This window comes from Luteimonas sp. Soil_N_1, from assembly GCF_057656255.1.
The window spans coordinates 2,686,896-2,708,181 of sequence record NZ_JBDGKS010000001.1 but is presented as its reverse complement, the minus strand read 5'-3'; the positions used below and the strand labels follow the sequence as shown (position 1 = coordinate 2,708,181).

General features: G+C 67.2%; 18 protein-coding genes. 9 read left to right on the top strand and 9 right to left on the bottom strand.

Going from position 1 to position 21,286, the window contains the following annotated elements:
• Positions 1–35: 35 nt before the first annotated feature.
• The 4 genes from AC3A4E_RS12600 to AC3A4E_RS12585 form a co-directional block, all read right to left on the bottom strand.
• Complete coding sequence (locus AC3A4E_RS12600) at positions 36–677, bottom strand: tellurite resistance TerB family protein (protein ID WP_487631776.1); 642 nt, start codon at positions 675–677, stop codon at positions 36–38.
• The gene (locus AC3A4E_RS12595) at positions 674–931 is read right to left on the bottom strand and encodes a hypothetical protein (RefSeq protein WP_487631775.1); all 258 of its coding nucleotides are present in this window, start codon (positions 929–931) and stop codon (positions 674–676) included. Before AC3A4E_RS12595 ends, AC3A4E_RS12600 begins: the two co-directional genes overlap by 4 nt.
• Before the next feature lie 35 nt (positions 932–966).
• Positions 967–1,371: an HU family DNA-binding protein gene (locus AC3A4E_RS12590; RefSeq protein WP_159678313.1), complete on the bottom strand. Its 405-nt coding sequence runs from the start codon at positions 1,369–1,371 to the stop codon at positions 967–969.
• Between the two features lie 124 nt (positions 1,372–1,495).
• Positions 1,496–1,915, bottom strand: a complete 420-nt coding sequence (locus AC3A4E_RS12585; protein WP_487631774.1) for a DUF2784 domain-containing protein — start codon at positions 1,913–1,915, stop codon at positions 1,496–1,498.
• A gap of 115 nt (positions 1,916–2,030) precedes the next feature.
• Between AC3A4E_RS12585 and AC3A4E_RS12580 the strand changes: the two genes are divergently transcribed.
• Entirely contained in the window at positions 2,031–2,465 is a 435-nt protein-coding gene (locus AC3A4E_RS12580; protein WP_232134715.1) for an OsmC family protein, read from the top strand.
• Between the two features lie 95 nt (positions 2,466–2,560).
• On the opposite strand, the gene AC3A4E_RS12575 is transcribed toward AC3A4E_RS12580, so the two are convergent.
• Positions 2,561–3,439, bottom strand: coding sequence for a PhzF family phenazine biosynthesis protein (locus AC3A4E_RS12575; protein WP_487631773.1), 879 nt, complete (start codon positions 3,437–3,439; stop codon positions 2,561–2,563).
• A 39-nt stretch (positions 3,440–3,478) separates the two neighbouring features.
• Positions 3,479–4,348, bottom strand: a complete 870-nt coding sequence (locus tag AC3A4E_RS12570) for a PhzF family phenazine biosynthesis protein (protein WP_487631772.1) — start codon at positions 4,346–4,348, stop codon at positions 3,479–3,481.
• A 112-nt stretch (positions 4,349–4,460) separates the two neighbouring features.
• On the opposite strand from AC3A4E_RS12570, the gene AC3A4E_RS12565 reads away from it, so the two are divergent.
• The 3 genes from AC3A4E_RS12565 to murD are packed head-to-tail and all read left to right on the top strand — an operon-like array spanning position 4,461 to position 9,818.
• A complete protein-coding gene (locus AC3A4E_RS12565) occupies positions 4,461–7,052 on the top strand; it encodes a bifunctional aspartate kinase/diaminopimelate decarboxylase (protein ID WP_487631771.1) in 2,592 nt (863 codons plus the stop codon).
• Positions 7,049–8,425, top strand: a complete 1,377-nt coding sequence (gene murL, locus AC3A4E_RS12560) for a UDP-N-acetyl-alpha-D-muramoyl-L-alanyl-L-glutamate epimerase (RefSeq protein WP_487631770.1) — start codon at positions 7,049–7,051, stop codon at positions 8,423–8,425. Before AC3A4E_RS12565 ends, murL begins: the two co-directional genes overlap by 4 nt.
• Entirely contained in the window at positions 8,406–9,818 is a 1,413-nt protein-coding gene (murD, locus tag AC3A4E_RS12555) for a UDP-N-acetylmuramoyl-L-alanine--D-glutamate ligase (RefSeq protein WP_487631769.1), read from the top strand. Before murL ends, murD begins: the two co-directional genes overlap by 20 nt.
• A 73-nt stretch (positions 9,819–9,891) precedes the next feature.
• On the opposite strand, the gene AC3A4E_RS12550 is transcribed toward murD, so the two are convergent.
• Positions 9,892–10,890, bottom strand: coding sequence for a polyprenyl synthetase family protein (locus AC3A4E_RS12550; protein WP_487631768.1), 999 nt, complete (start codon positions 10,888–10,890; stop codon positions 9,892–9,894).
• Between the two features lie 151 nt (positions 10,891–11,041).
• Between AC3A4E_RS12550 and AC3A4E_RS12545 the strand changes: the two genes are divergently transcribed.
• Positions 11,042–11,563, top strand: coding sequence for a single-stranded DNA-binding protein (locus AC3A4E_RS12545; RefSeq protein ID WP_487631767.1), 522 nt, complete (start codon positions 11,042–11,044; stop codon positions 11,561–11,563).
• Between the two features lie 80 nt (positions 11,564–11,643).
• Here AC3A4E_RS12545 and AC3A4E_RS12540 read toward each other — a convergent pair whose 3' ends face one another.
• On the bottom strand, positions 11,644–13,371 hold the full coding sequence (locus AC3A4E_RS12540) for a peptide MFS transporter (protein WP_487631766.1): 1,728 nt from the start codon (positions 13,369–13,371) through the stop codon (positions 11,644–11,646).
• A gap of 130 nt (positions 13,372–13,501) precedes the next feature.
• On the opposite strand from AC3A4E_RS12540, the gene AC3A4E_RS12535 reads away from it, so the two are divergent.
• From AC3A4E_RS12535 to AC3A4E_RS12520, 4 genes are all read left to right on the top strand, one after another.
• On the top strand, positions 13,502–15,469 hold the full coding sequence (locus AC3A4E_RS12535) for an alpha/beta hydrolase family protein (RefSeq protein ID WP_487631765.1): 1,968 nt from the start codon (positions 13,502–13,504) through the stop codon (positions 15,467–15,469).
• A 72-nt stretch (positions 15,470–15,541) separates the two neighbouring features.
• Positions 15,542–17,647 carry a S9 family peptidase gene (locus AC3A4E_RS12530; protein WP_487631764.1) on the top strand — a complete coding sequence of 702 codons (2,106 nt, stop codon included), beginning with the start codon at positions 15,542–15,544 and terminating at the stop codon, positions 17,645–17,647.
• A gap of 83 nt (positions 17,648–17,730) precedes the next feature.
• Complete coding sequence (locus AC3A4E_RS12525) at positions 17,731–18,987, top strand: DUF819 family protein (RefSeq protein WP_487631763.1); 1,257 nt, start codon at positions 17,731–17,733, stop codon at positions 18,985–18,987.
• A 216-nt stretch (positions 18,988–19,203) separates the two neighbouring features.
• On the top strand, positions 19,204–20,463 hold the full coding sequence (locus tag AC3A4E_RS12520) for a DUF819 family protein (protein WP_487631762.1): 1,260 nt from the start codon (positions 19,204–19,206) through the stop codon (positions 20,461–20,463).
• Positions 20,464–21,055: 592 nt separating this feature from the next.
• Here the strand turns inward: AC3A4E_RS12520 and AC3A4E_RS12515 are convergent.
• On the bottom strand, positions 21,056–21,274 hold the full coding sequence (locus AC3A4E_RS12515; RefSeq protein ID WP_487631761.1) for a hypothetical protein: 219 nt from the start codon (positions 21,272–21,274) through the stop codon (positions 21,056–21,058).
• Positions 21,275–21,286: the final 12 nt, after the last annotated feature.

Sequence of the window (21,286 nt, the reverse complement as noted above, 5' to 3'; positions counted from 1 at the left end):
CGCAAGGCAGGCCGTCCGGGTCACGCGCTGCGGGATCAGCGGGCTTCGCTGTTCGCTTTCACTTCCTGTTCCAGGCGGGTCTTGAGCTCGGGCGCGAGCTTGAGCTGGCGCGCGAGTTCGTCGAGATAGCTGCGCTCCATGAAGCTGGTCTCGTCGGCGACGAGCACGCTCGCCAAATACATTTCCGACGCGATTTCGGGCGTGGTCGCGGCGCTGGCGACTTCGGCTGGATCCAGCGGCTTTTCCAGCTCCGCTTGCAGCCAGCGCTGCACATCGGCGCCTTCATCGATGCGCTTGAATTCGCCTTCGATGACCTCGCGCTCGCGCGCATCGATATGGCCGTCGGCTTTCGCGGCAGCGACCAGCGCCTTGAGGATTGCCTGGCTGTGGATGTCGACCTGCGGCGCGGGCAGACGATCGACGGTCTGCGGCGCAACGGTGGCCGTACCGGCCTGCTGCTTCTGGTAATCGCCATAGGCCTTGTAGGCCATGACCCCGATCGCGGCGAGACCGCCGTAGGTCGCAACCTTGCGGGTCTTCTTGTTCTTGCCGAGCAGCAGGCCCAGCGCGCCGCCAGTGGCCGCGCCCTTGCCGAAATCCGCATTGAGCAGGCTGCTGCCGGGCTTGCCGCCGGCCTGCGAGGTGAGCAGATGATTGAGGAAGCCCTGGAAGCTCATCGTTCGATATCCATCGGTAGGGAGAAAGCGGCGCCGAGCATGCGGCGGCAAACGTTCACCGGATGTGCACGGTTCGCGTCGCCGTCCAAATCGTTCAGAACCGGGTGATCGCGTTCGAAGCAGACGGGCGAAGACGTCGCATCGCGCACGTCCCCAAGCGAAATCGGGACGGCCCAACCGTTGAGGAAACCTTGAAACGAAATCGGGACGGCCAAGCCGTCGAGGGAACCCCCAAACGAAATCGGGACGGCCAAGGCCGTCCCGATCGAAAGACACGTGGCGCCTGGAATCAGGCGGCGGCGTCCTTGAGCTTCTTGAGCGGGCGCACCTTGACCTTGACCGAGGCGGGCTTGGCGGCGAACCACTGCTCTTCCTTGGTGAAGGGGTTGATGCCCTTGCGCTTCGGCTTGGCCGGCACGCTGACCGACGTGATCTTCAGCAGGCCGGGGAGGGTGAACGAACCCGCGCCCTTCTTGCTGATCGAGCCGTGCACGGCGCCTTCGAGCGCTGCGAACACTGCACGCACGTCCTTCGCCACGACGCCGGTGGATTCGGCGATGTGTGCGACCAGGCCCGACTTGCTCAGGGCTTCCTTGATCGGCTTCGGTGCTGCCGGCTTTGCGGCGGCGGCCTTCTTCGGCGCAGCAGCCTTCTTGGCCGGGGCTTTCTTGGTGGGGGCCTTCTTCGTTGCCATGAGCGTGTGGTTCCCTCGTCGAATAATGATTGAGTTGTCCGGGCCGAGCGAGCCGGCAAGCGGAATGTAGGGCATCGTGGCACGTGCGCCAATAGGAAACCGCAAAAAAACAGGGCTTTTGCGTTTAGCGGTCCTGGCGTGAAGCGTGACGACGCGGCGGCCACAGGATCCAGGCGCCGGCGACCACCAGTACGAGCACGCTGTAGGCGGCGACGAATGTCCACCAGGGCGCCTCGAAAAACAGCACTTTCGACAACCAATAGGCGACGAAGGATTCGTCGTAGGTCTGCTGTCCGGCGCGCGTGCGCAACCACTGTTCCCAGATCGTCAGCGGGCACAGACGCCCGAGCCAGGCCTGCACTGCGATCACCACGACCAGCGCGACGTGCAGCCAGCGCAGCCACTTTCGGCGCACCCAGCGCCAGCCGAGCGGGCCGCCGATCAGCAGCGCGAGTGTCATGCCGACGACGAATACCGCGATGCCGACATGGACTGCGAGTACGGCGTCGGCGAGGACGGCGGCGAGGGATGGTGAGAGTGTCATGGCCGGATCATCGTGCATCCGCCGTCGACGCGCGGGTGCTGCGTCGCATCACAGGGACGCGCGCGTAACGGACGGAGGTCCAACATGCACGGTCCAACTCTCGAGGAGCACGCATATGGGTATCGCCCGTCACGCCACCGCCCACTGGACCGGTGATCTGAAGTCCGGCAAGGGCACGCTGTCGACGCCGCAGAGCGGCCTGCTGTCGGATACGCGCTACGCGTTCGGCACCCGTTTCGGCGACGAGAAAGGCACCAATCCCGAGGAGCTGATCGCCGCCGCGCACGCAGGCTGTTTCACGATGGCGCTGTCGGCCAAGCTCACCGAAGCGGGCTTTCCGCCGGAATCGCTGGACACGCGCGCCGACGTCGACCTGTCGATGGACGGTGGTCCGCAGATCAGTTCGATCCGCCTGAAGACCCGCGCGAAGGTGCCGGGCATCGACGCGGCGAAGTTCCGCGAACTCGCCGATGACGCCAAGCAGAACTGCCCGGTGTCGAAGGCACTGTCGGCAGTGCCGCTGTCGCTGGACGCCGAACTCGAAAGCTGAGTGATGAACGCAAAACGCCGCGTCGGGCAACCGGCGCGGCGTTTTCGTGTCTGCGGTGTACTGCCGGCGTGACGTTGCACAGCAACGCGTGATGCTCAGCGCCAGTCGATCGTCCCGCGCACGACGGTCTGCACGCGACCGCCGGACCAGACATCGCCGTTGCCGTCGACGTGCAGTTCGATGATCGCGTCGTGGCCGACTTCGCGGCCCTGGCTGATGCGGTAGCGGCCATCGCTGCCGGGCAGGGCGTCGCGATCGGCCAGCCACGCGGCCAGCGTCGCGTTCGCGGCGCCCGAAGCGGCGTCTTCGAAATGGCCGGTCGAACCGACGAAAGCGCGCACCGCGAGGTGATGCACCGGGTCACTGGAGCGCGCGAATGCGCACAGACCCATGCTGCCGGTGGCCTCGGCGAGTGCGCCGATCGAAGTCCAGTCCGGCGTCGCCGCGCGCAGGTCGGCCTCGCTCGCGAGCTCGGCCAGCCACCAGCGGCGACCGCCATCCATCAGCACCGGCGGCAGTGCGCCGAGCGGCATCGCGGCGAGCACGTCGCGCAGACGCGGATCATCCGCCGATGCGGTCTCGATGACCGAGGCGCGCGGCGTGCGCACGGCGATCGTGCGCGTGGCGCCGTCGCCGACGACTTCCAGCGGCAGCTTGCCGGCGATGCCGTCCTGCACCAGCAGACCATCGCGTGGCGTGGCGAGCCCGGCTTCGAGCACCACGTGCGCGGTGCCGACGCTCGGATGACCGGCGAACGGCACTTCGCGGCGCGGCGAGAACATGCGGATGCCGTAACTGGCATCGTCGGATGTGGCCGGGAACACGAACGTGGTCTCGGGCAGGCGCGTCCAGCGGGCGATGGCCTGCATCGTGGTGTCGTCGAGGCCTTCGGCATCGAGCACCACGGCGAGCGGATTGCCGGCACCGGGCCGGTCGGCGAATACGTCCACCTGGACGAAACGGCGGGAAGTCATGGCGGGGGCGTCACGCGGCGCGACAGTGTAGCGGTCCGCTCACCAGTCGAATGTTCCGCGGATCACCGCCTGCACCGGGCCGCCGATCCAGACTTCGCCGGCCGGGTCGATTTCGACCTCGACACGTCCATCGCGCCCCAGTTCGCGGCCCTGGCTGGCGACGTAGCGGACCACGCGGCCGTCCTCGGCCCGGTCCATGTGCAGCCACGCGGCGATCGCGGCATTCGCGCTTCCGGTCACCGGATCTTCCGGCACGCCGTCGGCAGGGCAGAACGCACGTACCACGAGCGCGTGGTCGGCCGCCTCGCTGCGCCCGCAGACCGCGACACCCACGGCGTCGCTGGCCAGACACAGCGCGGAGATCTCCGCCAGCGGCGGCGCGAGCGCGCGCACGGCGGCGGACGTACTGAGATCCACGCACCACCAGCGCGGGCCGTTGTCGAGCAGCGCATGCGGCGCATCGATCGCCCCGAGCGCCTGCAGCACGGCGTCGAGCTGGGACTCGATGCCGGCAGGGGAGGCGCGATGCACGGCGCGTGGGGCGCGCACGCTGGGCAGCGTGTGGCCGTCGCGCACGTCGATGCGCACCGGCAACAGACCGGCCGCGCACTGCTGCACCAGCGCACCGGCGCGTGGCGTTGCCAAGCCCTGATCCAGCGCCGCCCAGGCCGCGCCGACGCTGGGATGGCCGGCGAAGGGCAGTTCCTGGCGCGGAGTGAAGATGCGCACGCGATAGTCCGCGTCGGCGTCGGGCGGCAGCAGGAAGATGGTTTCCGACAGATTCGTCCAGTTCGCGATGGCCTGCATCGCCGCGGTATCGAGCCCGTCGGCATCGACCACCACGCCGAGCGGATTGCCCGCGCCGGGCCGGTCGGCGAACACATCCAACTGCAGGTAACGGCGATCCATCGGGGTCTCTCGTGGGGCGGGGGGTTGCTTTAGAATCGCCTGTCATCGCGCGCGTTGTCACCGCATGCCGGTCTTCGCGCTGTTTTTCGCCCCCATCCGAGACCCCACCTCGATGTCCTCACCCCCTGTCGATCGCTGGATCGTGCTCAAGTTCGGCGGCACTTCGGTGTCGCGTCGCCACCGCTGGGACACCATCGGCCGACTGGCGAAACGCCGGGCGCTGGAGCAGGACGCGCGCGTGCTGGTGGTGGTGTCGGCGCTGTCGGGCGTCACCAACGAACTCACGGCGATCGCCGATGGCGCGGCGGATTCTTCTGCGCGCGTCGCTGCGCTGGTCGAGCGGCACCGCGCATTCGTCACCGAACTGGAGCTCAATGTCGATGCGGTGCTCGGAACGCGTCTCGCCGCCTTGCAGGCGCTGGTCACCGATGCACGCGCCACGACGCGCACGCTCGACTGGCAGGCCGAGGTGCTGGGGCAGGGCGAGCTGCTGTCGTCGACGATCGGCGCGGCCTACCTCGCGGCGCAGGGTCTAGATTTCGGCTGGTGCGATGCGCGCGACTGGCTGGACGCGGTGGCGCTGCCGAACCAGAGCGACTGGGCGCTGCGGCTGTCGGTGAACTGCAAGCGCGAACCCGATGGCGACTGGCGGGCGCGGTTCGCCGCGCAGGCGCCGCGGATGCTGCTGACCCAGGGTTTCATCGCCCGTCATGGCGACGGCGGTACCGCGATCCTCGGCCGGGGTGGCTCGGACACCTCGGCGGCGTACTTCGGTGCGCTGCTCGGCGCACGCCGCGTCGAAATCTGGACCGACGTGCCGGGCATGTTCAGCGCCAATCCGCGTGACGTGCCCGACGCGCGCCTGCTCGCGCGGCTGGATTACGCCGAAGCGCAGGAAATCGCGACCACCGGCGCCAAGGTGCTGCATCCGCGTTCGATCAAGCCCTGCCGCGATGGCGGCGTGCCGATGGCGATCCTCGATACCGAACGCCCCGATCTGCCGGGCACCGCGATCGATGCGAGCGCCGAGCCGGTGCCGGGGGTCAAGGCGATCAGCCGCCGCAACGGCATCGTGCTGGTGTCGATGGAAGGCATCGGCATGTGGCAGCAGGTCGGCTTCCTCGCCGACGTGTTCGAACGCTTCAAGCGCCACGGCCTGTCGGTCGACCTGATCGGCTCGTCGGAGACCAACGTCACCGTGTCGCTGGATCCCAGCGAGAACCTCGTCAGCACCGATGTGCTGGCGCGGCTGAGCGACGATCTGGCCGAGGTGTGCCGGGTCAAGGTCATCGCGCCCTGCGCGGCGATCACGCTCGTGGGTCGCGGCATGCGCTCGCTGCTGCACAAGCTGTCGGATGTCTGGGCCAGGTTCGGCAAGGAACGCGTGCACCTGATCTCGCAGTCGTCGAACGATCTCAACCTGACCTTCGTCATCGACGAGGCCGACGCCGACGGTCTGCTGCCGGTGCTGCATGCCGAGCTGATCGACAGCGGCGCGATGCCGGTGCACGACGAGACCGTGTTCGGCCCCAGCTGGCGCGAGATCGCGCATGGTCGCCGCGAACGCGCGCCGCAGTGGTGGCAGAGCGCGCGCGACTCGCTGCTGGCGCTGGCCGAACCCGGCCGGCCGCATTACGTCTATCACCTGCCGACCGTGCGCGAACGCGCTGCCGCGCTGTCGAGCGCCGATGTGATCGACCGTCGCTTCTTCGCGATCAAGGCCAATCCGCATCCGGCGATCCTGCGCACGCTGGTCGATGCCGGCTTCGGGCTGGAGTGCGTGTCGCAGGGTGAACTCGAACACGTGTTCGAGGTGCTGCCGGATCTCGATCCGGCGCGTGTGCTGTTCACGCCGAGTTTCGCGCCGCGCGCCGAGTACGCGGACGCCTACGCACGCGGCGTCACGGTGACGGTCGACAACGTCGAAGCGTTGCGCAACTGGCCCGAGGTCTTCCGCGGCCGCGACCTGTGGTTGCGTCTCGATCTGGGACGCGGCGACGGCCACCACGCCAAGGTCGTCACCGGCGGCGCAGCGTCGAAGTTCGGCCTGCCATTGGGCGCGTTCGATGCGTTCCTGATCGCAGCCAAAGAAGTCGACGCGCGCATCACCGGCATCCACGCGCATCTGGGGAGCGGCATCGAGACCGTCGCGCACTGGCGCGAGGTCTATGCCGAGCTGGCCGGCTTCGCCGATGCGGTCGGCACCGTCGACACGATCGACATCGGCGGCGGTCTGCCGATTCCGTATCGCCCCGATGACGTGCCGTTCGACATCCCGGCCTGGGCTGCAGGCCTGGCGGCCATCAAGGCCGAGTACCCGCACTATCGCCTGGCGATCGAACCGGGCCGCTACCTCGTCGCCGAGGCCGGCGTGCTGCTGACGACCGTGACCCAGGTCGTGGACAAGCTGGGCACGCGCCGCGTCGGTGTCGATGCCGGCATGCACAGCCTGATGCGGCCCGCGCTGTACGACGCCTGGCACGGCATCCACAACCTGACGCGGCTCGATGACGCGGTCGAAGCCACGGTCGAGATCGTCGGCCCGATCTGCGAATCCAGCGATGTGTTCGGCACCCGCCGCCGCCTGCCCGCCGCGACCCGCGAAGGCGACACGGTGCTGATCGCCGACGCCGGTGCCTACGGCTTCGTCATGGCCAATACCTACAACCTGCGGCAGCTGCCGCAGCAGGATGTTCTGGAATGAGTGTTGTCTTCGACCGCAATGCGGTCCGCAGTTTCCGCTTCATCGATTGCGACCTCGACGCCGCGACCGGTGTCGCGCGCCTGCGCTACGCCTTCGACGACGGCCCCGAGCTGATCGAAACCGTGACCGTGCCGGGCGCCCCGTTCGCGCTGGACGCGGCGCGTGCGCAGGCCGCGACGCAGGCACTGCGCCTGCTGCACCTGATCGCCGGTGTCAGTTACTACAAGGCCGCGGTGCCGACGGACATCCGCATCGAGGGCTACGCGATCGATGCGGAAACCGCGGTGCTGCTCGAGGAGGTGTACGTGCACGGGCTCGGCGAGTTCGCGTATCGCAACGGCCTGGACCTGCACGGGAAGATCCGCTTTCCGCACGACGCAACTGCGACCGCCGGAGCACCTGCACTTGGCCTGCGCACGCATGCGCTGGTCGCGATCGGGGGGGGCAAGGATTCGCTGGTGTCGATCGAGGCGCTGCGCGCGCTGGGCATCGAACAGACCGTCAGCTGGATCGGCGGCTCGCAGCTGATCCGCGTCTGCGCCGAGCGTACCGGCCTGCCCACGCTCAACATCGGTCGCCAGATCGCGCCGGAACTGTTCGAGTACAACCGCCAGGGCGCGTGGAACGGGCACATCCCGGTCACCGCGATCAACTCGGCGATCCTCGTGCTGGCCGCGGTGCTGCACGGCGTTGACCAGGTGGTGTTCTCCAACGAACGTTCGGCCAGCTACGGCAGCCTGATCAAGGACGCGTCGGGTGGCGAAACGCGCGAAGTGAACCACCAGTGGTCGAAGGGCTGGGCGTTCGAGCGCGCGTTCGGCGATCACGTGCAGGCGCGCGTGGCCGCGGACCTGCATTACTACTCGTTGCTGCGCCCGCTGTCGGAACTCGCTGTCGCGCGCCAGTTCGCGAAGACCGATCGCTACGACGCGCATTTCTCCAGCTGCAACCGCAACTTCCATCTGCTCGGCGAGCGGCCGGTGAACCGCTGGTGCGGTATCTGCCCGAAGTGCCATTTCGTGTTCCTGGCACTCGCGCCGTTCATGCCCAAACCGCGTCTGGTGTCGATCTTCGGCCGCAACCTGCTCGACGATGCGTCTCAGGTGCCGGGCTACGACGCCCTGCTCGAGTACCAGGACCACAAGCCTTTCGAATGTGTCGGCGAAGGCCGCGAATCGCGCGCAGCAATGGCGGCGCTGGCGAAGCGCCCGGAGTGGCGCGAGGACGCGATCGTCGCGCGCTTCGCCCGCGAGATCGCGCCGCAGCTCGACGCGGGCGAGCTGGATGTCGCCGGCCTGCTGGCGGTCGAAGGCGACGCACACCGCATTCCCGACGTGCTGTGGGACCGCCTGCGTGCGCATCTCGCAGCTTGAGGCGATCGCCGCCAACGGCGGCCGCATCGCGCTGTGGGGCTGGGGCCGCGAAGGCCGCGCGGCCTGGCGCGCGATCCGCGGTCGCGCGCCGACACTGCCGCTGACGCTGCTCTGCAACGCCGACGAAGCCGCCGATGCGGCGACGCTCGGCGATCCGCTGTTGACCTGCGACACCGGCATCGACGCCGCGCGGCTGTCGGCGTGCGCGATAATCGTGAAGTCACCGGGCATCAGCCCGTACTCGCGCGATGCAATGGCCGCTTCCGCGCAGGGCACGCAATTCGTCGGCGGCACCGCGCTGTGGTTCGCCACGCGCGCTGCGCCGGGCGAGGTCGCGGCCGGCACGGTCTGCGTCACCGGCACCAAGGGCAAGAGCACGACCACCGCGCTGCTCGCGCATCTGCTGCGCGCGCACGGTCTGCGCACCGCGCTGGCCGGCAACATCGGCCTGCCGCTGCTGGAACTGCTCGATGCCGACGCCGATGCCTGGGCGATCGAACTGTCGAGCTACCAGACCGGCGATGTCGCCACCGGCGGCGTGCGGCCTGATATCGCGGTCGTCACGAACATCTTTCCCGAGCATCTCGACTGGCACGGCAGCGAGGCGCAGTACGTCGAGGACAAGCTCGCGTTGCTGACCCGCGCGCGGCCGCGCATTGCCGTGCTCAATGCCAATGATCCGCGGCTCGCTGCGCTGGTGTTGCCGGACAGCGAAATCCACTGGTTCGGCACGCCCGAGGGCTGGCATCTGCGCGGCGATGTCCTGTATCGCCGCGACATCGCGGTGATGGACACCGTGGGCCTGCCACTGCCGGGCCGGCACAACCGCGGCAATCTCTGCGCCGTGCTGACCGCGATCGAAGCGCTGGGCATCGATGCCGCGCCGCTGGCCGCGGCCGCCGCGGATTTCGTGCCGCTGCCGCACCGTTTGCAGCCGCTGGGCACGCGCGGTGGCGTGTTGTGGGTCAACGATTCGATCAGCACGACGCCGCACGCGAGTCTTGCAGCGCTCGATGTCTACCGCGACCGGCGCGTCGCCTTGCTGGTCGGCGGCCACGACCGTGGCCTCGACTGGCAGGCGTTCGCCGACGCGATGCGCTCGGGCGCGCCGCACGCGATCGTGACCATGGGCCAGAACGGCCCGCGCATCTTCGATCTGCTGGCACCGCTCGCGCGCGGCGCCGGGTTCGACCTCTTGGCAGCCGGCGATCTTGAATCGGCCATCGCGCAGGCACGCGCGGCATTGGACGGCGAGGGCGTGCTGTTGCTGTCGCCCGGCGCGCCGAGCTTCGGCGCCTACCGCGACTACACCGCGCGCGGGCGCCATTTCGCCGCGCTGGGCGGCTTCGATCCCGATGCGATCACGGCGATTCCGGGGATCGGCATCGCCTGATCAACGGATCGCCGCCCGCCGCCGCGAGCGCGGCAGACGCCGCGTCGAGTCGCGAGGCGGAGACGCCAGAAGACTAGTGACCGCGTTCGACCGCGTAACGCGCCAGGCCGCGCAGCGCGGCGACGGCATCGTTGTCGCCGAGCCCGGCGAGTGCACGTTCGGCCGCCTCGGCGTATTCGAGTGCGCGGGCGCGGCTGTAGTCGAGGCTGCCGGCGGCTTCGATCGCAGCCAGCACTTCGGGCAGCGCATCGGTATCACCGGTTTCGACGATGGTCCGCAGACGCGCGCGCAGCTCGGGCGTGGCCTGCGCCATCGCGTGGATCAGCGGCAGCGTGGCCTTGCCTTCGGCGAGGTCGTCGCCGAGGTTCTTGCCCAGTGCGTCGGCGTCGCCCGAGTAATCGAGCACGTCGTCGGCGATCTGGAATGCGTAGCCCAGCTGCATGCCGTAGTCGTACAGCGCCTGCTGGGTCGCTTCATCCGCGCCGGAGGCCAGCGCGCCGAGCTTCGTGCCGGCGGCGAACAGCACCGCGGTCTTGCGCTCGATGACGTTGAGGTAGGCGGCCTCGTCGGTGTCCGGGTTGCGCACGTGCAGCAGCTGCAGCACTTCGCCCTCGGCGATGCGGTTGGTGGTGTCGGCGAGGATGCGCATCACCGGCATGCGGTCGAGTTCGACCATCAGCTGGAAGCTGCGCGAATACAGGAAGTCGCCGACCAGCACGCTGGCGGCGTTACCCCAGATCGCGTTGGCGGTGCTGCGGCCGCGGCGCAGGTCGGATTCATCGACCACGTCGTCGTGCAGCAGGGTCGAGGTGTGGATGAACTCGACGATCGCCGCCAGCTGGTGGTGCTCGGCGCCGACAGTGCCGGTCGCGCGGCCGGCCAGCATCACCAGCATCGGCCGCAGGCGCTTGCCGCCGGCCGAGACGATGTGTTCGGCGACCTGGTTGATCAGCACCACGTCGGAAGCCAGCCGGTCGCGGATCAGCGCGTCGATGGCGGCCATGTCGCTGGCGGCGAGGGCCTGGATCGCCGGCAGGTCGAGGCGGGCGGCCGGTTGGGCGACGTTGTTCATGCAGGATCCGGGACAGGCAGGCCCGGAATTATAGGAGACGCCCGACAGTGGCGTGCGGACGAGGGCGGGGGTCGGACGCCGACCGGCTGGCGGCTATACTGTGGAGGTCCATCACGCCGGTCTCGAAGCCGGTGCAATCCAAGGAATTCCCATGGCCCGCGGCGTCAACAAAGTCATCCTGGTCGGCAATCTCGGCAACGACCCCGACACCAAGTACACCCAGGGCGGCATGGCCGTGACCCGCATCAGCCTGGCCACGACCAGCGTGCGCAACGACAAGGACGGCAACAAGCAGGAGCGCACCGAATGGCACCGCGTGGTGTTCTTCGGCAAGCTCGGCGAGATCGCCGGCGAATACCTGCGCAAGGGCAGCCAGTGCTATGTCGAAGGCGAGATCCGCTACGACAAGTACACCGGCCAGGACGGCGTGGAGAAGTACACGACCGACATCGTCGCCAACGAGATGCAGATGCTCGGCGGTCGTGGTGACGGCGGCGGCGGTGGTGGAGGCGGTGGCAATTACGAGCGCGGCAATCGTCCGCAGCGTCCGGCCGGCGGCGGTGGCGGCGATGCCCCGCAGCAGCGCGGCCCCGCGCCTTCGCGCCAGTCGGCCCCGCAGCAGCAGCGTCCGGCACCGATGGATGACTTCTCGGACGACGACATCCCGTTCTGATCGGATATCGCGTCACCCGTTGTACTGCACGAACCCCCGAGCGATCGGGGGTTCTGCGTTTCAGGGATCTGCGTTCCGCCTCAGCGCACGCCGTGCATCCAGCGCCGCACCAGCGGCGCCAGCACGAAATAGGCGATCCCGGAGCCGACGCCGATCCACAGCATCAGCTGGAACAGATCGCCATAGCGCGTGGCCGCGACCGCCATGTCGAAGGTCTCGCCTTCGAGCATCTCCATCGAGGTCAGCTTGCCGAACTGCGCGGCCAGCACTTCCGAATACGCGGTCGCGAGCCAGAATGCACCCATCATCAGGCCGACCACGCGTGCGACCGACAGCTGGGTCACCGCCGACAGGCCGATCGGCGACAGGCACATTTCGCCCAGTTCCAGCAGGAAGTACGCCAGCACCAGCCACCACACGCTGGCGAGCACACCGCTGCCGGCGGACTGCGCCGCCAGCATCAGCGGCACGAAGGCGAGGCCGGCGAACACCAGGCCGATCGCCATTTTCGCCGGCTTGCTCGGGTTGAGCCCGCGGCGGTCCAGCCACGGCCACAACCACGAAAAGATCGGCGCCAGTACGACGATGAAGAACGCGCCGAGGAAGGTCAGCGAGCCCGCGGTCTGCGGCACCAGCACGACGTCGTGGACCAGCGCGATCGCCAGCGCGGCGACCATCGCGATGACCGCCGTTTTAGCCAGCCCGCCGTTGCCGCGATCACTGGCGCGCAGCGCGGTGACCATCAGGACCGGGCTGCTGGCGAGCGCGAAGATCGCCCACGGAATGCCCGGCTGGTAATCGCCGGGCGTCAGGCCGAACAGGTCCTTGGTTAACATGCGGTCGGTGAACGTGACCCAAGAGCCGTAGGTCTGCTCATAGAGCGTAAAGAAGATCAGCACGCCGATGATCAGCAGCACCAGCGCCAGCATCTGCTGGCGCTCGACTTTCGTGCAGTGGCGCACGAGGAACCAGACGAACCACGCCGCGAGCGCGACGGCGATCAGGTGCATCGCCCCGTGCACGGTCCAGGTGCGCTGGATCAGCTGCCAGACCAGCAGCGCGCCGGCGACGCTGCCCGCATAGATCCACCACTCGCGCGACAACGGGCCGACGCGTTCGCGCAGCTTCGCCGGGTCGTTGGGTTCAGCGAGGCCGTAGAGATACTTCTGGCCCCAGATGAAGACGATCAGCCCGGCGATCATGCCGATGCCGGCCGCGCCGAAACCGTACTTCCAGCCGTAGGTCTCGCCCAGGAATGCGCAGACCAGACTCGCGAACAGCGCGCCGACGTTGATGCCCGCATAGAACAGCGTGAACCCGGAATCGCGCCGCGGATCCTCGGGCGCGTAGAGCTTGCCGACGATCGTCGAGATGTTCGGCTTCAGGAAACCGACGCCCATGATGATCAGCGCCAGCGACAGGTAGAACACCTGCAGCGCAGCCTCGTCGCGAACGACGACGCCATCGACGATGCGCGCCTGCTCACCCTCGTAGGCCATGCCCAGATGCCCGAGCACCAGCAGCACGCCGCCGAGCACGACTGCCTTGCGCATGCCCAAGTACCGGTCGGCCAGCAACCCGCCGATCACCGGCACCGCGTAGACCAGGCCGCCGTAGGCGCCGAGCAGATCGAAGCCGGCGTCGTCGCCGAACAGGTGGTACTTGAGGATGTAGAGCAGCAGCAGCGCCTTCATCCCGTAGAACGAGAAACGCTCCCACATCTCGGTGAAGAAGCAGACGAAGACGCCTTTGGGGTGGCCGAGGAAATCCGCATGCGGGACAGCAGGAGAAACGGTGGTGGCGCCCAAGGCGGCAGTCCGGTGGTGCGAAGCGCGGAGTATAGGCCTGCGTTTGGCCCCGATTGGAAAGCCGGGCTAGCATGCCCCGCGTCGGATTGTCGGTCCGGCGCTCGTACAGGAACCATCAGGAGGAAAGTCGATGTTTCGCAAGGGACTGCTGTGTGTGTGGCTGCTGGGGCTGTGGTGTTTTACGACAGGTGCGCATGCGCAGGTCGTGCTGGATCCGTTCGTCGAAGAAGATGCCATCCGCAATATCAAGATTTCGCCGACGGGAACGCACTTCGCTGCGGTGATTCCTTATGGCGATGCGTCTGCAATGGTGGTGATGCGGCGGGAGGACAAAACTGTCATCGGCAGCATGCGCTTGCCGCGCGACAATCACATCGCGGACTTCTGGTGGGTCAACGAGGAACGTCTGGTGTTCTCGATCGCCGAGCGCTTCGGCTCCCGTGATACGCCCTCGCTGACCGGCGAGATCTACGGCATGAATCTGGACGGCAGCCGGCAACAGTTGCTGGTGGGCTACCGCGTACGCGGCGCGCGGACCGGCTCGCGTCTGGGGTCCGGCGCCAAGGAAGAATTCGTATATGCGAGCGTGGTGGACCTGTTGCGCGCTGATCCCAGATCTATGCTGGTGGCGGTCTCGCCGTTCACCGGTGACCCCATGACCCGCGTCGACCGGATGGATGTGTACTCGGGACGCCGCTCCACGATCGCGATGGTGCCGGTCCGGCGCGCGCGCTTCCGGACCGATTCGCAGGGTGAAGTGCGCATGGCGGTGGGTGCCGGTACCGACAACCTCAGTCAGCTGTTCTACCGCGAGGCGCGCGGCAGCGAGTGGACGCGCATCAATCACGAGGCCGAGTCGGGTCGTGCGGAGTACCCCATCGGTTTTTCGGACGACGGCGCCACGGCTTATCTGCTGACGGGCCGGAGCCGGGGGCCGGATGTGATCGTCGCCTACGACGTCGGCACGGGCGAGCGACGGGATCTGCTGCGCGATGAAACCGTCGACCCGGAAGTGGTCTACAGACCTGGAACCTCGATACCGATCGGGGCCCGATTTACGGGTGCCAGGCCGAGACTGGCGTTCTTCGATGAATCGTCTGCCGACGCACGTGCGTTCCGGATGCTCGAAGCGGCATTCCCGGGACAGACGTTGCGGATCGCATCCTCGACCTGGGATGCGACCACGAAGATGGTGCAGCTTTCCAGCGACGTCGACCCGGGTAGCTTCTACACGTTCGACGCGGCGACCAAGAATGCTGACTTTACGTTCGCCAGACAGGAACGGATCGACCCGCGGGAGATGGCACCGATGTTTCCCGTGTCGTTGCAGGCGCGCGATGGCCTGGCTCTGCACGGATTCCTGACCCGCCCGCGTACGGCTGTAAGCGGCACGCCGCTCCCCATGATCGTCCTGCCCCATGGCGGGCCTTTCGGGATCCACGACGACTGGGTCTTTGATCCCGAGGTCCAGCTCCTCGCTGCTGCCGGTTACGCGGTGCTGCAGATCAATTTCCGTGGCTCGGGTCACTATGGAAGCGCGTTCCAGGAGGCCGGCGCACGCCAGTGGGGACTGGCGATGCAGGATGACCTGACCGACGCGACGCGCTGGGCGATCGAGCAGGGGCATGCGGATGCAGGTCGCATCTGTATCTATGGAGGCAGTTACGGGGCGTACGCGGCGTTGATGGGAGTGGCGCGTGAGCCGACGCTCTATCAATGCGCTGTGGGATATGTCGGTGTCTACGATCTGCCGTTGATGCGTGTTGCCAACAACCATTCGGGACGATGGGTCGGGACCTGGATGGACCGATGGGTGGGCAGCGATTCCCAGCAACTGGCCCAGGCATCGCCGACCCGGCTTGCTGAGAGCATCCAGGTACCTGTGTTCCTCGCAGCAGGCGGTCGAGACGAAGTCGCACCCGTCGAGCACACGCGGCGCATGGAGCGGGCGCTCAAGAGCGCGAATGTCCCTGTTGAAACGTTGTATGTCGCCAGTGAGGGGCACGGCTTCTATACGCCCGACAACCGTCGGACCTACTACACGAAGCTGCTCGACTTCTTCGCCACGCATCTGGGCGGACAGCGCGCCGCCCAGTGACCTCTGCCGGCGCCGCTTTGCCAGCATCGCGGCGCCGGCCTACCATTCGGGCTCTTTGTACGGAGCCCTGCCATGTCCTTGCGCCTCGCGCTGTTGCCGTTGTGCCTGCTCGCCGCGTTGCCGGCCGTTGCCCAGGAACGTGAGGCCGCGCGCGGGCTCGACGTTCGTGATCTGGTCCAGCTGGACCGCGTGTCCGCGCCGCTGCTGACCGCCGACGGTCGCCAGCTGGTGTTCGCCCAGCGCACGCTGGACTTCGATTCGGGCAAAGCGGAAACCGCGTTGTACACGCGCAACCTGCTGACGCGCGACATGGCGCCGCCGAAGCGGCTGACCCCGGCGGGTTGGAATGTGAACTCGCCATCGCTGTCGGCCGACGGTCAGACCGTCTACTTCCTCAGCAGCAAGAACGGCAGCTCGCAGCTGTTCTCGATGCCGCTGGCCGGCGGCACGCCACGCCAGCTGACCGACGTCGCGGTCGACATCGGCAGCTACCAGCTCTCGCCCGACGGCGCGCGCGTGGCGTTCAGCGCCGACACCTTCGGCGAGTGCGCCGCGGATCTCGCGTGCACGAAGCAGAAGCTTGCCGAAACCAAGGACGCCAAGGCCAGCGGCGTGGTCTACGACCAGCTGTTCGTGCGCCACTGGGACACCTGGAAGGACGGCACGATGAGCCGCCTGTTCGTTGCCGACCTGCCGGCCGCCCGTGCCCGCGCGGTCACGACGGTGCGCGCGCTGGGCCATGCGCTCGACGGCGACATTCCGTCCAAGCCCTTCGGCGGCGCCGAGGACTACACCTGGGCGCCGGATGGCCGCTCGGTCGTCGCCAGCGTCAAGGTGGCCGGACGCGAAGCGCCGTGGTCGACCAACTTCGATCTCTACCGCATCGATGCGGTGGGCGAGGCGGCGCCGGTGAATCTCACCAGCGCCAATCCCGCCTGGGATACCGGTCCGGTCTTCAGCGAAGACGGCGCCACGTTGTTCTACCGCGCGATGCAGCGCCCGGGGTTCGAGGCTGACCGCTATGCGCTGATGGCACTGGATGTCGCCAGCGGCCAGGCGCGCGAGATCGCGCCGCAGTGGGACCGTTCGCCGAGCAGCGTGACCCCGTCCGCCGACGGCAGCGCGCTCTACGTCGCCGCGCAGGACACGGGCGAGTACCCGCTGTTCCGCGTCGATGTCGCCAGCGGCGAAGTCACGAAGCTCATTGCCGACGGCTCCATCTCGTCGTTCGCGATCGCCGGCGACACCGTCGCGCTGACTCGGAACTCGATCCAGAGCGGCGACACGCTCTATACCGGTTCGCTGCAGTCGCTGGGCGCCGATACGCAGCTGCGCCAGATCACGCCGACCGCGGCCGAGCGTCTGCCCGATGTCGCGTTCGGTGACTACGAGCAGTTCTCGTTCAAGGGTGCCGGCAACGAGACCGTGTACGGCTACGTGGTCAAGCCGTGGAACTACCAGGAAGGCCAGACCTATCCGGTCGCGTTCCTGATCCACGGCGGCCCACAGGGCAGCTTCGGCAACGGCTGGAGCTACCGCTGGAATCCGCAGACGTATGCGGGGCAGGGCTACGCGGTGGTGATGATCGATTTTCACGGCTCGACCGGGTATGGCCAGGCATTCACCGATGCGATCAGCGGCGACTGGGGCGGCAAACCGCTCGAGGACCTGCAGAAGGGCTGGGCCGCGGCGCAGCAGCAGTACGCATTCCTCGACGGCGACCGCGCCTGCGCGCTCGGCGCGAGCTACGGCGGCTACATGATCAACTGGATCGCCGGCAACTGGTTCGACCGTCGCGGCAACGCGCCGTTCAAGTGCCTGGTCAACCATGACGGTGTCTTCGACACGCGCTCGATGGGTTACGTGACCGAAGAACTCTGGTTCACCGAGTGGGAGAACAAGGGCACGCCGTTCGACCAGCCGAAGAACTACGAGCGCTGGAACCCGGTGAATCACGTCGCCAACTGGAAGGTGCCGATGCTGGTCGTCCAGGGCGAGAAGGACTACCGCGTGCCGGTGGACCAGGGCCTGTCGACGTTCACCGCGCTGCAGCGCAAGGGCATCGAATCGAAGCTGCTGTACTTCCCGGACGAGAACCACTGGGTCCTGCAGCCGCACAACAGCGTGCTCTGGCACGACACGGTCAACGCCTGGCTGAAGCAGCACATCGGCGAGTAAGCGGTTCCGAGCAGGCGGCCGGCGCGAGCCGGCCGTTCGCATGCGTGCGTTACTGAAATGCCAGGAATGGGAGTTCCGCCAAGATGGCGATAGAAACCGTCACACCGTCCACCGCGCTGATCACCAGCGACATCGTGCTCTTCGGCCTGATCGCCGCCACGCTCGGTCTCATCTTCTGGCTCGCCAGCGGGCCCACGCCGTTCTGGAAGAAGTTCTTCGCCTGGGTACCGGCGCTGTTGCTGTGCTACTTCGTGCCGGCGTTCTACAACACTGTCGGCCTGATCGATGGCGAGCAGAACAGTCTCTACAACCCGATCGCCAGTCGCGTGCTGCTGCCCGCTGCGCTGGTGCTGCTGACGCTGTCGATCGATCTCAAGGGCATCCTCAGACTCGGACCGAAGCTGCTGTTCGTGTTCGTCGCGGGTACCGTCGGCATCGTGCTCGGCGCGATCGTGTCCTTCCAGATCATGGAATGGGTACATCCGCCGGCGGTCGCGGGCGACACCTGGAAGGGCATGGCGGCACTGGCCGGCAGCTGGATCGGCGGCGGCGCGAACATGGTCGCCATGCGCGAGGTCTACGAGGTCGATGCCACGCTGTTCGGGCAGTTCGCGGTCGTCGATGTGGCGATGGCCAGCCTGCTGATGGCGACGCTGCTGTTCCTCGCCAACCGCTCGGCGCAGATCGATGCGCGCAGTGGCGCCGATACCGCGGCGATCGACGAGATGAAGTCGCGCATCGCCGCGCACGAAGCCGCGAACGCGCGGATTCCGACGTTGAACGATCTGATGATCATCGTCGCGGTGGCATTCGGTTTCGTCGGACTGGCGCACGCGATCGCCAATCCGCTGTCGGCATGGTTCGGCCGGTTCGAGTGGGCGTCGCGCTTCAGCCTGGACTCCTCATTCGTCTGGGTCGTGCTGATTTCCACGCTGGCCGGTCTGGTGTTGAGCTTCACCCGGGCCCGCAGGCTCGAAGACGCCGGCGCATCGCGGATCGGCACCGTGTTCCTGTACTTCCTGATCGCGTGCATCGGTATGCAGATGGATTTCATGCGGTTGTTCGACCGCCTGGAACTGATCGCCATCGGCGCGATCTGGATGCTGGTGCATGTGCTGGTGATCTGGGGCGCGGCGCGGCTGGTCAAGGCGCCGATGTTCTATATCGGCGTCGGCTCAATGGGCAACGTCGGTGCCGCGGCCTCGGCACCGGTCGTGGCGGCCGCGTTCCATCCGACGCTGGCGCCGGTCGGCGTGTTGCTCGGTACGGTGGGCTACGCGACGGGCACATTGATCGCGTATCTGGTCGGGCAGATCCTGCGGGTGATGGCGGGGCAGTAACAGCGGTTCGCCTCGCCGAACCGGCCTTCGCCGGGACCCGCCAGCGTGCCTTCGGTGGGTTGGCGGGACACGCGTTCCGGGACGACGTGAGCGGGGCTTGCGCGCGGCAACCGCTGTGGCACGATGCCGCCACGCCGTCGCCGAAGACGGCGCCCCAGCCGCGGCCACCGCCGTCGCGGCCTGCGCGCAGCGGGCGGGCGACAGAAGACGCCTTTCATGGCCGCAGACCCCGCCACGCCGTCCACGGCGCTGATTACCAACGACATCGTACTGTTCGGCCTGATCGCCGCGACACTCGCCGCCGTGTTCTGGACCGCATCCCGACCGTCCGGTCCGTGGAAGCGCTTCTACACCTACGTGCCGGCGCTGCTGCTGTGCTACTTCATTCCCGGCATCTACAACACGGTCGGCCTGATCGATGGCAGTGCGAGCGCGCTCTACAACCCGGTCGCCAGCCGCGTGCTGCTGCCGGCCGCGTTGGTACTTCTGACGCTGACCATCGATCTGCGCGGCGTGCTGCGGCTGGGCCCCAAGCTGCTGCTGATGTACATCGGCGCATCGATCACGGTGATGATCGGCGCCTTCGCGGCGTTCTGGATCATGGAGCTGCTCCATCCCGAGACCGTCGCTGGTGACACCTGGGCGGGCATGGCGACGCTGGCCGGCAGCTGGATCGGCGGCGGCGCGAACATGGTGGCGATGAAGGAAGTCTTTGCCGTCGACGAAACCACGTTCGGCCAGTTCGTCGTCGTCGATGTCGGCGTCGGGTACGTGTGGATGGCTGTGTTGATCTTCCTTGCCGGTCGTGCCGCGAAGATCGATGCGCGCAGCGGCGCCGACACGCGCGCGATCGAGGAACTGAAGACGCGCCTTGCCAGTTACCAGGCCGAGCACGAGCGGGTGACCACACTGACGGATCTGATGCTGATCGTCGGTATCGCCTTCGGCGCGGTCGGCCTCTCGCATGCGATCGCCGGTCCTGCGTCGGCATGGTTCGGCGCGAACGTGGGCTGGGCGCGACAGGTGAGCCTGCACGAGCCCTTCGTCTGGGTCGTCGTGCTGTCGACGTTGATCGGCCTGGGCCTGAGCTTCACCCGCGTGCGCACGCTCGATGGCGCCGGCGCATCGAAGATCGGCACGTTGCTGCTGTACATCCTGATCGCCTGCATCGGCATGCAGATGGACATCTTCGCGCTCGCCGATCGGCCGTGGCTGTTCCTGCTCGGCCTGATCTGGATCAGTATCCACATCGCGTTGTTGTGGGCACTCGGCAAGGCGTTGCGCGTGCCGTTCTTCTATTTCGCGATGGGCTCGCAGAGCAACATCGGCGGGCCTGCGTCGGCGCCGGTCGTCGCCTCGGTATTCCATCCGTCGCTCGCGCCGGTTGGCGCGTTGCTCGGCGCGTTGGGCTATGCGACCGGGACGGTGCTGGCGTATCTGGTTGGCATCGGCTTGCGGGCGATGGCGGGGCAGTGATCTGACTTTGAGTGTTGCTTTTGTTTTTGCTTTTGCTCGGCTCCTGTTTTGCTCTGCTTTGGCTTTATGCCTTTGATCTGAATCGAGCCGTAGAGCGAGCCGAGCATCGCAGGGCGGCGGGGTCGAAGAGCAGCCCATGTCTGAGCGCAGCGAGTTTGGGCTGCGTGCCCCGACGTCCGAGAAGCGCAGGGGACCGGCACGGCGCAGCCGGGTCGGATCGCGTCCGGCGAAGGGGGTTTTTGGTTCCCTTTTTGGCCCGTCAAAAAGGAACTCGCACGCGTAGCGGGCGAAAGCTCTGCACTTGCTGTTCGCTTCTCAGCCTTGGCTTCGTATTTTGATGGGCCCCAGACGAAGTGCTTGCAAAGCGAAGATCAAGTACAGGGCTTCCGCACTGTCGCGCGGCTTACTTTTGTCTTGGCAAAAGTAAGCAAAACCGTCTTCGCCGGACGCGAGCCGATGCGATACAGCCGCATCGGTGCCCTGTGCTCCTCGCCTGACGCGGCACGCAGCCCAAACTCGCTGCGCTCAGACATGGGCTGCTCTTCGGCCACGCCAGGCTCCGGTGCTCGGCTCTCTTTACGGCTCGATCAAGTCAAAGGCTGGAAACCAAAGCCAAAGCCAAAGCCAAAGCCAAAGCCAAAGCAAAAGCCAAAGCCGAAGCCAAAGCCAAAGCCGAAGCCAAAGCCAAAGCCAAAGCCAAAGCCGAAGCCAAAGCCGAAGCCGAAGCGACGACAGCGAACTGGACAACGTTGAAGAATCCGTCATGACCGCGGCTTTCAACAGACGCATGTCTGGTAAAGCGGCATTCCATTGATCTCGGACC

Bases quoted from the DNA above. Each gene is read 5' to 3' on its own strand.
- murL (WP_487631770.1), top strand. From the start codon at position 7,049: ATGAGTGTTGTCTTCGACCGCAATGCGGTCCGCAGTTTCCGCTTCATC.
- AC3A4E_RS12600 (WP_487631776.1), bottom strand. From the start codon at position 677: ATGAGCTTCCAGGGCTTCCTCAATCATCTGCTCACCTCGCAGGCCGGC.
- AC3A4E_RS12530 (WP_487631764.1), top strand. From the start codon at position 15,542: ATGTCCTTGCGCCTCGCGCTGTTGCCGTTGTGCCTGCTCGCCGCGTTG.
- AC3A4E_RS12515 (WP_487631761.1), bottom strand. From the start codon at position 21,274: ATGGAATGCCGCTTTACCAGACATGCGTCTGTTGAAAGCCGCGGTCAT.
- AC3A4E_RS12585 (WP_487631774.1), bottom strand. From the start codon at position 1,915: ATGACACTCTCACCATCCCTCGCCGCCGTCCTCGCCGACGCCGTACTC.
- AC3A4E_RS12570 (WP_487631772.1), bottom strand. From the start codon at position 4,348: ATGGATCGCCGTTACCTGCAGTTGGATGTGTTCGCCGACCGGCCCGGC.
- AC3A4E_RS12590 (WP_159678313.1), bottom strand. From the start codon at position 1,371: ATGGCAACGAAGAAGGCCCCCACCAAGAAAGCCCCGGCCAAGAAGGCT.
- AC3A4E_RS12565 (WP_487631771.1), top strand. From the start codon at position 4,461: ATGTCCTCACCCCCTGTCGATCGCTGGATCGTGCTCAAGTTCGGCGGC.
- AC3A4E_RS12575 (WP_487631773.1), bottom strand. From the start codon at position 3,439: ATGACTTCCCGCCGTTTCGTCCAGGTGGACGTATTCGCCGACCGGCCC.
- AC3A4E_RS12545 (WP_487631767.1), top strand. From the start codon at position 11,042: ATGGCCCGCGGCGTCAACAAAGTCATCCTGGTCGGCAATCTCGGCAAC.
- AC3A4E_RS12550 (WP_487631768.1), bottom strand. From the start codon at position 10,890: ATGAACAACGTCGCCCAACCGGCCGCCCGCCTCGACCTGCCGGCGATC.
- AC3A4E_RS12535 (WP_487631765.1), top strand. From the start codon at position 13,502: ATGTTTCGCAAGGGACTGCTGTGTGTGTGGCTGCTGGGGCTGTGGTGT.
- AC3A4E_RS12580 (WP_232134715.1), top strand. From the start codon at position 2,031: ATGGGTATCGCCCGTCACGCCACCGCCCACTGGACCGGTGATCTGAAG.
- AC3A4E_RS12525 (WP_487631763.1), top strand. From the start codon at position 17,731: ATGGCGATAGAAACCGTCACACCGTCCACCGCGCTGATCACCAGCGAC.
- AC3A4E_RS12520 (WP_487631762.1), top strand. From the start codon at position 19,204: ATGGCCGCAGACCCCGCCACGCCGTCCACGGCGCTGATTACCAACGAC.